The organism is Heyndrickxia camelliae, assembly GCF_002844575.1.
GTDB classification, from domain to species: Bacteria; Bacillota; Bacilli; order Bacillales; family Bacillaceae_C; genus Margalitia; species Margalitia camelliae.
In genome coordinates this window covers 116,363-129,589 of sequence record NZ_PIQO01000008.1, presented here as the reverse complement: position 1 = coordinate 129,589, position 13,227 = coordinate 116,363, and the positions used below count along the sequence as shown (strand labels likewise).

Annotated in this window: 11 protein-coding genes and 2 pseudogenes; 4 read left to right on the top strand and 9 right to left on the bottom strand. The window is 37.3% G+C overall.

Features of this window, described 5'->3' with window-relative positions:
- Nucleotides 1–377 precede the first annotated feature (377 nt).
- The 4 genes from CWO92_RS12360 to CWO92_RS12345 all read left to right on the top strand — a co-directional run bounded on the left by CWO92_RS12360 (nucleotide 378) and on the right by CWO92_RS12345 (nucleotide 4,156).
- Entirely contained in the window at nucleotides 378–863 is a 486-nt protein-coding gene (locus CWO92_RS12360; RefSeq protein WP_101354518.1) for a PaaI family thioesterase, read from the top strand.
- Nucleotides 864–1,127: 264 nt separating this feature from the next.
- Nucleotides 1,128–2,063: an aldo/keto reductase gene (locus CWO92_RS12355; RefSeq protein ID WP_101354517.1), complete on the top strand. Its 936-nt coding sequence runs from the start codon at nucleotides 1,128–1,130 to the stop codon at nucleotides 2,061–2,063.
- Nucleotides 2,064–2,392: 329 nt separating this feature from the next.
- On the top strand, nucleotides 2,393–3,574 hold the full coding sequence (locus tag CWO92_RS12350) for a ParM/StbA family protein (RefSeq protein WP_101354516.1): 1,182 nt from the start codon (nucleotides 2,393–2,395) through the stop codon (nucleotides 3,572–3,574).
- 9 nt (nucleotides 3,575–3,583) lie between these two features.
- Entirely contained in the window at nucleotides 3,584–4,156 is a 573-nt protein-coding gene (locus CWO92_RS12345; protein WP_101354515.1) for a hypothetical protein, read from the top strand.
- 45 nt (nucleotides 4,157–4,201) lie between these two features.
- Here CWO92_RS12345 and CWO92_RS12340 read toward each other — a convergent pair.
- The 9 genes and pseudogenes from CWO92_RS12340 to CWO92_RS12295 form a co-directional block, all read right to left on the bottom strand.
- Nucleotides 4,202–4,573 (bottom strand): annotated as a pseudogene (locus CWO92_RS12340) (VOC family protein).
- 130 nt (nucleotides 4,574–4,703) lie between these two features.
- Nucleotides 4,704–4,826 carry a DUF4023 family protein gene (locus tag CWO92_RS12335; RefSeq protein WP_101354514.1) on the bottom strand — a complete coding sequence of 41 codons (123 nt, stop codon included), beginning with the start codon at nucleotides 4,824–4,826 and terminating at the stop codon, nucleotides 4,704–4,706.
- A gap of 90 nt (nucleotides 4,827–4,916) precedes the next feature.
- Nucleotides 4,917–6,191, bottom strand: a complete 1,275-nt coding sequence (locus CWO92_RS12330; protein WP_101354513.1) for an MFS transporter — start codon at nucleotides 6,189–6,191, stop codon at nucleotides 4,917–4,919.
- 26 nt (nucleotides 6,192–6,217) lie between these two features.
- A pseudogene (locus tag CWO92_RS12325) lies at nucleotides 6,218–7,524 on the bottom strand (alkaline phosphatase family protein).
- Nucleotides 7,525–7,656: 132 nt separating this feature from the next.
- Nucleotides 7,657–8,676, bottom strand: a complete 1,020-nt coding sequence (gene desA, locus CWO92_RS12320) for a Delta(5) desaturase DesA (protein WP_101354512.1) — start codon at nucleotides 8,674–8,676, stop codon at nucleotides 7,657–7,659.
- Nucleotides 8,677–9,354: 678 nt separating this feature from the next.
- Nucleotides 9,355–9,765 carry a permease prefix domain 1-containing protein gene (locus CWO92_RS12310; protein ID WP_101354510.1) on the bottom strand — a complete coding sequence of 137 codons (411 nt, stop codon included), beginning with the start codon at nucleotides 9,763–9,765 and terminating at the stop codon, nucleotides 9,355–9,357.
- Nucleotides 9,762–10,091 (bottom strand): PadR family transcriptional regulator, encoded by a 330-nt coding sequence (locus tag CWO92_RS12305; protein WP_101354509.1) that lies wholly within the window; start codon nucleotides 10,089–10,091, stop codon nucleotides 9,762–9,764. The genes CWO92_RS12310 and CWO92_RS12305 overlap by 4 nt, the downstream gene beginning before the upstream one ends.
- Before the next feature lie 271 nt (nucleotides 10,092–10,362).
- On the bottom strand, nucleotides 10,363–11,595 hold the full coding sequence (pepT, locus tag CWO92_RS12300; RefSeq protein ID WP_101354508.1) for a peptidase T: 1,233 nt from the start codon (nucleotides 11,593–11,595) through the stop codon (nucleotides 10,363–10,365).
- A 186-nt stretch (nucleotides 11,596–11,781) separates the two neighbouring features.
- Nucleotides 11,782–13,137, bottom strand: coding sequence for an MATE family efflux transporter (locus CWO92_RS12295; RefSeq protein ID WP_101354507.1), 1,356 nt, complete (start codon nucleotides 13,135–13,137; stop codon nucleotides 11,782–11,784).
- Nucleotides 13,138–13,227: the final 90 nt, after the last annotated feature.

Here is a 13,227-nt window from a genome sequence, read left to right as displayed (position 1 = left end):
TTGACCATTCTGATACTTTACGTAATAAAGCACTCTAAACTTCTTATATTCCTTCACTTCTTCCAGCATTTTAATATGAAGGTCGTTTATTTTAAATAAAAGGGCTTAGTTCCAGCCTTGGATAAAACTATTTAATGGTTCAATGTTCTCCATGTCTACCTCTCCATCTGCTAATTTCTTGCCCCATCCGGTGATTCCTAGAGATATCGCTTTTTGCTGAACGAAAAAAGCGGGACGACTGCCTGGACTCTCCCAATAGTAATGATATGCACAATCATTTTATAGCCACTATTTGCATAAATACAATAATAAGATTTGTTGTTCCATCATACAACCTATCTATATGTTATACTATTCTGAAAAGGGGAGGGGATAGAATGGATGAATGGAAAGTAAAGGCAATTCAGGATGATTATCCAGATGATTTTGCGTGGTGTTATGGCTGTGGTCGTCTTAACGAGGAGGGGCATCATTTTCGAACAGGATGGCAAGGGGAACAGACAATAACGATTTATACACCACGACCGGAGCATACAGCGTTACCAGGTTTCGTGTACGGCGGTTTAATCGCATCCTTAATTGATTGCCATGGAACTGGGTCTGCTGCATTAGCGCTGCATCGAAAAAATGGACATGAGCCAGGTGATGGAGTTGAGCCTCCGCGTTTTGTTACAGGTTCATTAAAAGTAGACTTTGTAAAACCTACTCCACAGGATGTTCCGTTAAAAGCAATTGGAAAGGTCGAAGAAATACATCCAAAAAAGTGGAAAGTAGATGCAGAGGTGTATGCAGGAGATACACTTTGTGCACGTGGCGAAGTAGTGGCTGTTATAATGCCAAGTACATTCTTGAATAGAGAATAGAGGTGGCGTATCTACAGCAAGCTTAAAAGTGTGCCTGTTTGGTTATTATTTACTGAATTTCCAAAGGTAGATAGCGAAGATTTAATTCTGTAGTGCAATTCTTTATTAAATTTTGCGACTGAAACAGGGATTATGTTTAACGGGAAAAATCGGTTTCAAGGGGCAAATTGCCATTAATCAATACAATTTAAAGTTAATTAGTTTTAAATTATGAGATCCGTTTGATATGATGTAGCTGTTCAGAAAAAAGGAGTTGAATGGTAAATGGCAAAGCAAGTTCGTATTGGAAGGACAGAATTATATGTGAATCCGATTGGCCTAGGAACTAATGCTGTTGGTGGTCATAATTTGTTTGGACAACTTGATGAAAACGCTGGCAGGGAGTTGGTGCGGACCGGGCTGCAAAACGGTGTGAATTTCTTAGATACTGCATTCATTTACGGACCGAAGCGTTCCGAAGAACTTATTGGTGAAGTCGTAAAAGAAAGTGGAAATCGCTCAGAACTCGTGATTGCCACAAAAGCGGCACATAAGTTTGTCGGCGACGATGTTGTATTAGATAATTCACCGGCCTTTTTAAAGCAATCAGTGGAAGAGGCTCTACTACGGCTGCAGACAGATTACATAGATTTATTTTATATTCATTATCCAGACAAGGATACCCCAAAATATGAAGCAATCGGTGCATTAAAGCAATTAAAAGATGAAGGAAAAATCAGGTCGATCGGCGTATCCAATTTTTCACTTGAACAGTTAAAAGAGGCCAATCAGGATGGCTATGTGGATGTTATTCAAGGGGAATACAATCTATTGAACCGGAAAGCTGAGAAGGAATTTTTCCCATATGCTGCGGAGCATCAAATTTCATTTGTACCGTATTTTCCGCTTGCATCCGGTTTGTTAACTGGAAAGTATAATATTGATACTGTCTTAAGTGAAAATATGCGAAAAAGGCCGAATTTCCAAGAAGGGGTCTATGAACAAAATTTAGCTAAGATAGACCAGGTCCGAAAAATCGCTGACGAAAAGGGAGTTGAGGTTGCCCACATCGTTCTTGCCTGGTATTTAACACGTGATGAAATTGATGTTATTATTCCAGGTGCTAAAAATAGCAATCAGGTCTTAAATAATCAAAAAACGCTTGAGGTTGTATTAACGGATGAAGAAGTTCAAAAGATTGACCGGATTTTTCAAGCTTAGTTTTGTTGAAGTAATTTATTTTAAAGGCAATTTACTGTGAATAGGTAAATTGCCTTTTTATTTGGACATTAAAGGTTAGTAGCACTTGTACACAAGCTGTATACAAAAGTAAACAAAAACGTATGCATGTTTACAAAAGTGTATACATGTATACAAAATAGTGTACTTCTTTATTTTACGCGGTTTCGAGCTATTGTTTACGAATCTGTATACATAATTACAAATGTATGTCTATTGATAAGTATTTATGAAAGATACCTGATCACCATTGACCATGCTTCGCAGTTTCTATAACCTTTTACACATCAACAGTGAAAGGGATGATTCATTTGGCAAACTCACGTATTGCAGCAATTGATGTAGGTAATGATTCCCTAAAAGGAATCTTTGGAGAAATGGAATATGATATGAATATTCCTAATGTCATCGCTAGAGATATAGAAGACCGTCCAATCATAGGCTTAGAGGAATTAGATCAACAAAATCCCATTGACGGCATACATATCCGGGTTCATTCTCCTATCCTAAAAGATAATAACACTATTTATCGTGTAGGTAATTTAGCGACTAAAAGCAGTAACTCTACCGAATTAGATCCAGGAAGCAGCAAGTCGGAAGAGGATCAGACTCTTATCATGCTATTTGCAAGCCTTGCATTAGATGCAGTAAGGGACGAGAATAAGCAGCTGTTTAAACGTTCAAATAATGTCATAGAAGCAACCTATATGTTAGGGACAGGCCTACCTTTAAGAGAAGTAAAGGAAGGGAAGGATGTCGGGTTTCGCTCTAGACTGCTAGGTTCCGTTCATCAAGTAGAATTTTTAGTAACACCAAAATATCAAGGTCAAAAGGTAAATATACGATTTGAAGATGTGAAAGTTTATCCAGAGGGTTTTGCTGCGTTTATTAACTTAGTCATGGATAACAACTTAAATATCATCAATAAAGAGTTAATCGATAAACGTATTATTATTCAAGATATTGGCGGTTTATCCACAGATATTGCAGTTATCAAAAATCGAAAGGTAGATGATGATAAAGCACAAGGATTTAACCTGGGTGTTTCTGAATCACTTGAAAATATAAGAGAAGAAATTCGCTCCAAGCATGGGGTAGAGCTTGATAGTAGACGCGATGTGGTCGAAATTATTACGAAGAAAAATGACCGAAATCATATTATGGTAAAAGGCAGCAGAACTAGCGTTCATGATATAGTGGATAGAACTTTATTTGAATTAGCCAAAAAACAATATCGTATCCTTCGTAATATTTGGCAGAAGAACTCACAAACGGAAATTTGTTATTTTATTGGCGGAGGTTCTATCATTTTAAAAGATTATCTAAAGACAATGAACAATAACCTTGATGGGTTCAATATTGATTTCTTTGAGGATGAGAAAGAAAGCATCTGGATGATGGTTAATGCTTACTATAAATTGATAAATGATTTTAACAGAAGAAATAAGAGGGATAAGCAGGCAGAAGAGCAAAAAGTGGTGAAAACCAAATAAGGTGATTAGATGGAAAAATCAGAGATAAAAAGAGGAAAGCCTATTACGTTTCGAATTCCTTCGGATACCCCTGACCATATTCTGCAATATTTAGCGAAGCTGAAGGAGACAGAAAGGCGGAATTTTTCCAGTAAAATTGCCGAATATGTTATCAATGGTGTTGGGCAATCAATATCGAAGCAACGTGAAACTTTAACGATTCCCCTTCCAAAAGGATTGGACAAAACACAGCGAAATTGGCTGAAACATGAGCAATCATTAGCATTATTAGGGAGCATTGTCTATCAATTATTGACAGACCCGGTGAAAACCGCATCCCTTATAGCCTCTTTGAATACCAGCATGGTAGACGTAGAAGATTATCCATATCCTTTGGAAGAACCACCTAAGGACGATAATGAAGACATAATAACGACTAATCCAATGATAGAACAGGAAAGTCAAGATACTAGAGTGGATCAGGTAGATGATTTGGATGACTTTGATTGGGAGTTATCGATTTCCGATGAAAATCATGATAATGAAAAGGAAGAAAGTATGGATGATCTTTTAGGAGATTTTCTAGCACAGATGAATAAGTGATTAATAAGGATACCTTTGCATGCAATGGTATCCTTTCCGATTCTATCAAACTACCACTTCACTCATTAAACAGAGCGTATTACCCTCTGTATCTTGGAAAAATACCATCCATGTTTCAATTTGTCCAATTTTTGCTACTGCATGGGGCTCGTCGATAAAGTGTATGCCTTTTTGTTTCAGCAGGTTTTAATGTTCTTTTATATCCGCCACTTGATAATATATGACAGAACTTGCATTGGTGAACTCTTCCTTTTCAGGTAAGCTCACAAGAAGTCTAACTCCATTACAGTCGAAAAATGCCATGGAATCTGTATGGAATAAAAGTGGTAATTCAAGCACATCCTTATAAAATTGAAGTGCTCTTTCGATATTTTTTGCCGGTACCCCGATTTGTGCAATTTTTTGGAATCCCAATATAAATTACTCCTTCCGGCGTTGAATCATTGCAGTGGCTCAGATATTACCATTATACATTTATTTCAAAAAATTTTGTTATTTTTGCGTAAAAAGAGCCATGATTTATCAAAATCATGACCGGAGTAACTTATTAGTTGTGCTGATTATTTGGAAGCTGTTTGTCAGGATGTCCCTTTCCTTGTTTCTTCTTATTTTTTTCCTGCTTTTTTTGTGTATCTTGGAACTTTTCGATAAATTCATGTGTGTTTTCCATTCTAGTTCCTCCTTTATATAGGACTTCGGTTGTTACTTTTTCCATTCAAGGAAGAAATCATACATAAAAAACATGTCTCCACGCCAAGTCTTATACAATTTTCCTGTTTGCAGCAAGGCTCTCCTTTTCGTTTGGAACTTTCATCAGAATAATCGCACCGATAATAAATAAGACGATAAGACTAAAAACTCCGCTATTGGTTTTCCCAGTAATTTGTGCAGTAACTCCAACTAAAAGCGGTCCCATTATGGAGGCAAAATTACCGAAGATATTGTAAAATCCAAAAAATTCGTTGGCATTTTTCTTTGGAACCAGCTTTGCAAAATAGGACCGACTTAATGCCTGAATTCCTCCTTGGGATGATGCCACAAGCATGGCCAATATCCAGAAATCTAAGGTTGTTTTTAAAAAGAATGCATACGTACAAACAATCATATAAACAATGATCCCGACAAATAGCATTGTTTTTCCCGAAAATTTCTCTGCTAATTTACCATATAAAATGGCAAAAGGTGCAGCAACCACTTGCGTAACGAACAAAATGATTAATAGACTGGTAGAGCCGATGCCTAAATCGGTTCCATATGCAGTGGACATTGTTATGACGGTTCCAACTCCGTCAATATAGAAAAAATAAGCAAGCAGAAATAGAAATAAAGCGCGGTATTTTCGGATTTCTTTTATCGTCTTTCCCAGCCGCTTAAAGCTATTGACAACAGGATTTGGTTCACGTTCTATATAATAGCGTTGAAAAACATTGCGGAACAATGGGATGGAAAAGGATGCCCACCAAATTGCTGTAATAAGGAAGGCTATTTTGCTGGCCAACGTATCTGAAATAGGCAAGGTTTGGGTTTTTGCTAAAATAATGATTGCAATACTGACGATGAAGGGGATCGTACTGCCGATGTATCCAAATCCAAAACCGCGGGCAGAGACCCTATTCATCCGTTCTTCTGTTGTGACATCTACAATAAATGCATCATAAAATACATTTGCTCCCGATGCTCCAATAGCTGCAATCGTATAGGCTATTAGCAATAGTAGCCACTGATCACTGGGAATGAATGCAAGAAGTGCGGTAAACGAGACACCAATCGTAAAAAAGAAGGTAAAAAAACGTTTTTTAAATCCTTGGTAATCGGCGATGGTTCCTAAGATTGGCCCCAGCATGGCTAAAATAAAGGTGGCAATTGCAACGGTATACCCCAAATAGGCAGTAGAATCTGCTGCACTTATTCCTGACTTTGTAGCAGCTGCTTTATAAAAAAGTGGAAAAACTGCAGTTGAGATAATAATAGAATAAGCGGAATTTGCCCAATCATAGAAAACCCAGCTATTTTCTTCTTTTGTAAAACGTTTCATCTCCCAGTAGCCCCCTTTGGGTAAGTTTATATTTCTAATAATTCTTGTATCACTTTGCCGTCTGTATCGCCAAGATCGAGCCCAAGCAATTTTGCCAACGTAGGCCCTTCATCAACTAGTTGCATAGATGGAATAATGGCATTGGAGCGAATTCCCTTTCCGGATGCGAGCAAAACGGTGGTGTAGTTATGTTTATTGGGCGAGTAGCCGTGTGATGCAACCGTATATTTTTTTGAATTCACATCCTCAGTTATAATGGAATCAATGAAATCTCCATTTAACCCCTCGGTAAAATAATAGCCTTGGAGAGCCTCAACCATTAAGTAGGCGTTACTATCTGCACCCATTGTGCGCAGCTCTTTCTTTGTTAGCACTTGTTCAATTCCGTTGCTTTTATCCCTGGATAAATCATGTATGATCTTTTGTAGAATGGATTTTGTTTCCTCGTCATTAATATTTTTCACATAAAGATAAGCAGAACCATCACAGCTCTTGCAATATGCCTTCCAATCCGTTATCTTACCGCGTTTATTTACATCGATTAGTCCTTTTCTTCTAAGTATTACATTTATCTTGATGGCCATGGATTCATCTAATGCACTATGATCGCCTAATGCGATTATCGTAGAGTTTTCATATATACCACTTTGCTTCAAAGCATGAATGATTCGCCCAAGACGATTATCATGTCTTCGAAGCGCTGCTTGTGCTTGTTTTGACGAGAAACCGTAGTGATGGCGCTGTGTATCTAAATCCGTGAAATGGACAAGCATAAGGTTAGGCTTTTTCGATTGGATAGTTTGAACAGTTGATTCCAATACAAAATCATCTAATTCAGGTTGGCTCAATCCTTTTCGGATATGGCCAAAGCGGCGATTCATATCTAATTGGTAAAGTGGGCTGCCGCTTAAGAGAGAGATGGTAACTTGATTTTGCCAAGGTCGATTTGCGAAAATTTCTGGCATGTTGTAATCAATATTTGCCTTTGCAGTCACGGGCCATAACAATGAAGCTGTAGTCAGCTTAGCATTTTTGGCTTCATCATAAAGGGTTGTTCCTTTAACATAACGTCGATACCAATACCAATCAGGTGACTCGTTCCGGGTTGCAGCAGCGTATTATTAATCACACCATGCCTGTTAGGGAATTTCCCTGTTACAATTGTTGCATGACATGGGTATGTTACAGAAGGATAAATCGTTTCGACATTTTTGCAATAAGATCTATGTTTCAGGAGTTCTTGAAAATGCGGGAGCTCCTGAATGATGGGGAAATCTAGAGAAGATAGGCAGTCAAATGAGATGACGATTAAATGGTCCGTCAGTCGTTTCATATAGACCTCCTTAGAATAAGCTATACATTAAATATAATGGAAAATTTAGAATTTAGAAACATTTATTTGGGACTGTCGCTTAGATACAAAAAAGACAGGTATATTCAATCGAGAAATATACCTGTCTTTTACCTATTGTTGTTGGCTTCGTAGAAAAATCTGTATCTCGCGGTTTCCGATAAATTTCTTAGACTGTTCATCCCAAAGCTTAAAGGTTAAGGATTTCAGACTTGTCCAGAGTGTTAAGGTTGGGACCTCCTGAAGTCGTTTATCACTTTTATGTGCCTTCTCAAGCTGATAATTTGGAACACGTGAATTTAGATGATGGACATGGTGGTAGCCGATATTTCCGGAAAACCATTGCAATATTTTCGGTAGTTTATAGAAAGAGCTCCCTTTTAATGCTGCCTCTACATAGTTCCAGTTGTCGCCATTTTCAAAGTACCCATCTTCGAATTGATGTTGAACATAAAATAACCAAACTCCTGAAAATGCAGCAATATAGAATAGGGGCAATTCAACCAAAAGAAATGCCTTCCAGCCAAGGGTGAATCCTAATAATAAAACAATGGAAGTTAGAATAATATTCGTCATCCAAACATGTCTTTTTTCTTTCTTTGTTGCATTTCTCCTATTAAAACGATAAGAAATTAAGAAAATATATAACGGTCCAAATATAAACATGATAATCGGATTTCGATATGTCCGATATAATAATCGCTTGATCCAAGAGGCTTGAGCATATTCTTGCAAAGTTAGCGTCCAAATATCGCCATCACCACGTTTTTCTAAATTTCCGTTTGTTGCATGGTGAAGATTATGGCTATTCTTCCACTGTTCATATGAGCAAAATGTAAGGATTCCAGTAATCGTACCGACAATTTTATTTGCTTTCCTGTTTTTAAAAAAGGAATGATGGGTACAATCATGGAAAATAATAAAGGTCCTTACTAAAAATCCTGCAGCAGGTATGGCGCATAATAATGTTAACCAGAAGGAAACTTGAAGACTAAAATAAGCTAAAACCCATAGTAGTAAAAATGGTCCTACGGAATTAATAAGCTGTCTGACACTAGCTGAAATACGTGGTTTTTCAAACGTTTTTAATTTTTCTTTCCACTCGCGAATACTACTCTTGGACTGTTTTTCCATTATACCTTCACCTCATTTTTGTTTTTAACGGATTGATTCTTTTCTTTTAAAATAGTAATAATACATACTTAATGGCCACCATAAAACCATGAATATGGGATACACTGCCCAAATCTCGTTTGGTGAAGACACCATGTTGACAAGGATAAAAAATATACTTATATACAGGCTTGCTAAGATTGAAAATTGGAAAAATTTATTAGACCTTACATGATATAAAACTAAAGGCCACCACAATACTATAAATGAAGGGTATATTGCCCAAGGATAGCCGGGTGAAATTGCCATATTCAAAATCGAATAGTACATAATGGTGATGAAACTCCCTATGAGGCCTAAGGATACTGTTTTTCTGGCATTCTCAAATATCAGCATAATCGGCCACCAAATGAATGGGTAAAATGCATACAAAGCCCAGGGATGACTAGGGGAATATAGAAAATTTGTTATAAATAGGTACAAGATTATGATGATACTGATACAGAGAGAATGAATTTTATACTCCCTTTTTTTTATAAAGTAAACGCTAACTGGCCATAAGAGGAGAAAAAAAACAGGGTAGATGAACCAAATATGACTGGGACTAGTTAGGTAATTTACAAGAATAAAGAATAGTATGCTCATCAGGCTACCTACGGAGGCAAAAATCAGATCATATTTATGCATAGAAATCCTCCTTTATTTTTGACGTAGACGCAGCCATCTGTAGAACATACTAAGTGGCCACCATAATACAGCAAATGTAGGATACACAAACCAGATAATATGTGGGGTATAGTAAAAATTAATAAAGACAAATAATGCAATGATGAGAACAGTACCCCAGATGGAAAAGCCTAAATCTATTTTAGACATGTTTTTCTTAGCGGGTGAAGGCAGCTTGACTCCAAGTTCGTTTTCTATTTCATCAATATCGCCAAAATCTACAATTGCCTTATTAATTGCATCCTCTTCTTCTTTCCCTTGTGCCATTAGATCAAAGACCTTTTCTTCAAGATTCTCTACAATTTCCTGCTTGATCTGTTCCTTTTGTTCACTATCTGGAACATTTTTAAATAAGTCATCTACATGGTTTTTAATCTTCTTCATTCTAATTCCTCCATAAATAGATCAATTATTTCCTTTGTTTCTTTCCATTCTTTTACCGTTTCCTTTAAATAAGCCTTCCCTAAGGTAGTGATTCTGTAGTATTTTCTTTTCCCGCCGTGGGATATTTCACCAAAATACGATTCAATCAATTCCTTTTTTTCCAGTCGTTGAAAGACTGCATAGAGGGTAGCTTCTTTTATTTGGAACCGATTATCTGTACGGATGCTAATTTGCTTCGAAATTTCATATCCATATTGATCCTTTTCCAGTATCAATCGCAGAATAATCGAATCTAAATGCCCGCGGATAATATCACTTCTAATCATGGATTCACCTTCCATAAACGATTATTCTATCTGATAGAGTAATATTAACGTAAATTACTCTATCTGTCAAAGTAATTTTTTGAATTTGGCTGAAATATTGCATGATTTGGCTGAATTATCATAAATTATGGCTGATTTTACCTTGATTTCGGCTGAATTATCGTGAATTTTGGCTGAATTATTTTTGGAGAGGGGAAAATTAGAGGATGGAGCTTTAAATCAAGAAAAAAACGAACCCGCAAATAACTCGGATTCGTTCCTTTCTTGACAATTATGCTCTTTCTTCAAATAATTTTGCTATTTCAATGATAACATTGGTTGCTTTCACCATATTATCCACGGAAATGTACTCATATTTTCCATGAAAGTTCTCTCCGCCAGTAAAGATGTTTGGAGTTGGTAGTCCCATATATGATAGTTGTGAACCATCTGTTCCTCCACGGATTGGTGAGATTTTTGGCTCAATGTCCAGGTTTTTCATTGCATCATAGGCGATGTCAACAATTTCCTTCACTGGTTCTATTTTCTCTTTCATGTTGTAATATTGATCATTTAATTCAAGAGTAATGTTGTCTTTACCGTATTTTTCTTGTAAGTCCTGAACAATCTTCTCAAGATTAGCTTTTTTAGCATTGAACTTTTCTCTGTCATGATCTCGAATGATATAGGCAAGCTTTGTTAGCTCCACATCTCCATTCATGGAAAGAAGGTGGTAGAATCCCTCGTAGCCTTCCGTATATTCAGGAGCTTCATCGGCTGGAATTTTGCCTTGTAATTCCATAGCAATTTTCAGGGAGTTAACCATTTTGCCCTTTGCAGATCCAGGGTGAATATTGTTTCCTTTGATAGTGATTTTGGCCCCAGCAGCATTAAAGCTTTCATATTCTAATTCGCCAAGTGGACCGCCATCTACTGTATACGCAAATTTTGCATTAAATGCGGGAACATCAAATTTGTGAGGTCCTCTGCCAATCTCTTCATCTGGAGTAAAGGCAACTCTTATTTTTCCATGTTTTATTTCCGGATGTTGGAGTAAATATGCCATTGCAGTCATGATTTCTGCAATGCCGGCCTTGTTATCTGCACCAAGAAGAGTGGTACCATCTGTTGTTACTAAAGTATGTCCTTTATATTGCTCAAGGCTAGGGAAATCTTTAGGTGATAAAACAATATGTAAGGCTTCATTTAAGACAATATCGCTGCCATTATAGTTTTCTACAATTTGTGGTTTTACGTCTTTGCCTGTAAAATCAGTAGCTGTGTCGACATGAGCAAGAAAACCAATTGTTGGAACTTCCTTATCCGTATTGGATGGAAGAGTGGCCATCACATATCCATTATCGTCTATAGTTACTTCCTCCATGCCGATTGATTTTAGTTCATCCACAATCATGTTAAGAAGTGTCCACTGTCCAGGTGTTGAAGGACATGTGTTACTATCTTCATTCGATTGAGTGTCCACTTTTACATAGGAAGTAAATCTTTCGATGATTTCATTTTTCATGAATCCCATCTCCTTTTTTAAAATGATAAGAAAAGTATAAGTTTTTCCATTTCCGACAGTTGACTAATTTTATCTATGTCTAGCTCCAGCGCCTATTGGTCAGCCGATAGGCGCTTATGCTTTTCTTACTTTATCATACCACTAAAAAAAGACTCCCACACGTTTTATGCTGAGGAGTCTAAAAATTCATGCACTTATTCTTACTTTTGCTAATCGTTCCCATGGCTTGGTCGTCCAGCGTTTAAGTGCGAAACAGCCGCGTAGCCACTCATCAGCCCCTTGGGCAATCCAGACACCTAATAAGCCCAGATCAAAATGTACTCCAAGCAAATAGCTGAGCGAGACGGCAACGCCCCACATTGAAATAATGCCAATAATGACAGGGAAACGAACATCACCAGCAGATTTCAGGGAGCTCATCAATACTATATTCATCGCTCTTCCAGGTTCAATAAAGACAATGGCCCATAATACCGGCAACCCGACTGCTAATATACTTGCGTCATTTGTAAATATCTTTAAAATCGGAGAGCCGATTAAAGCAATAATTAAGGATGTGATAAAGGAAGCAAACATTGAGATTTTTAATGTTCGCAGACCGCGATGAAGTGCCTTGTCATACTGTTTACCACCAATGTAACGGGCAACAAGCAACTGAGTGCCTTGTGCAATAGCAAGCGTAAATAAATAACAAATCATATTAATATTTAAAATGTATACTCTTGCGGCTAAGGCAGAAGCTCCAATGGTTGCAATAAAACCAGTAATAATTAATTGTGAAAATTGATAGGATAGGTTTTCACCTGCAGATGGAATCCCAATGGATAACAGTCCGCGAATATCGGCCTTTTTGAGTCTGAAAATATCACTTATTTTCATTTTCAATGAAAGTCTTAAGTAGACTAATAGCAATAGTGCGGAGACACTGAAAATACGAGCAGCTACCATTGCCCAAGAAACTCCAGTAACACCTGTAATAGGCAATCCGAAGATGCCTGAAATCGCAATCACATTTCCGCCCACACTAATAATATCCATGATTATCGTTACAACCATGGATTCTTTTGTATATCCATGACTGCGAAGAACAGCGCCCAAAGCAAGTGCAATAGACTCAAGGAATAACGACACTCCGCAAATATGAACAAAGGTGAGACCGTAACGATATACATCCCCGTGGATGTCAAATAATCCTAAAAGGTATCTTCCAAAAAGAGCAAGAAAAAGAGCAATTCCAACCCCAAACCAAAAATTTAATCCGAAAGCCGATCGGGCAAGCTGTCTTGCGTGTTTAAAATTGCCGGCGCCAAGATTTTGACCAATTAAAATAGTTGCTCCAACGGAAGTGACATTAAAAATTAAAATAAACATGTTTAACAATTGGTTGGCGACGCCAACTCCTGCTGCCGCATCATCGGAATAATGACTTAGCATAAGAGTGGCGATAATGCCCATTCCCATATGGAGTGCAAGCTCAATAAAAAGCGGCCACGATATATTAAAGAGCGTTTGCTCCTGATATTTATTAGTTTTAGTATCCACGAAAATTCCCCTTCATAAATGAAATACAAATTCCATTTTAAACCTATGCTGGCGAGAAGGAAATTAGAAATTTCTTCAGAACACGAAATA

What these genes read in the sequence shown, in the direction of transcription:
- CWO92_RS12360 (WP_101354518.1), top strand. Translation starts at nt 378, where the DNA reads ATGGATGAATGGAAAGTAAAGGCAATTCAGGATGATTATCCAGATGAT.
- CWO92_RS12355 (WP_101354517.1), top strand. Translation starts at nt 1,128, where the DNA reads ATGGCAAAGCAAGTTCGTATTGGAAGGACAGAATTATATGTGAATCCG.
- CWO92_RS12345 (WP_101354515.1), top strand. Translation starts at nt 3,584, where the DNA reads ATGGAAAAATCAGAGATAAAAAGAGGAAAGCCTATTACGTTTCGAATT.
- CWO92_RS12335 (WP_101354514.1), bottom strand. Translation starts at nt 4,826, where the DNA reads ATGGAAAACACACATGAATTTATCGAAAAGTTCCAAGATACACAAAAA.
- CWO92_RS12330 (WP_101354513.1), bottom strand. Translation starts at nt 6,191, where the DNA reads ATGAAACGTTTTACAAAAGAAGAAAATAGCTGGGTTTTCTATGATTGG.
- desA (WP_101354512.1), bottom strand. Translation starts at nt 8,676, where the DNA reads ATGGAAAAACAGTCCAAGAGTAGTATTCGCGAGTGGAAAGAAAAATTA.
- CWO92_RS12310 (WP_101354510.1), bottom strand. Translation starts at nt 9,765, where the DNA reads ATGAAGAAGATTAAAAACCATGTAGATGACTTATTTAAAAATGTTCCA.
- CWO92_RS12305 (WP_101354509.1), bottom strand. Translation starts at nt 10,091, where the DNA reads ATGATTAGAAGTGATATTATCCGCGGGCATTTAGATTCGATTATTCTG.
- pepT (WP_101354508.1), bottom strand. Translation starts at nt 11,595, where the DNA reads ATGAAAAATGAAATCATCGAAAGATTTACTTCCTATGTAAAAGTGGAC.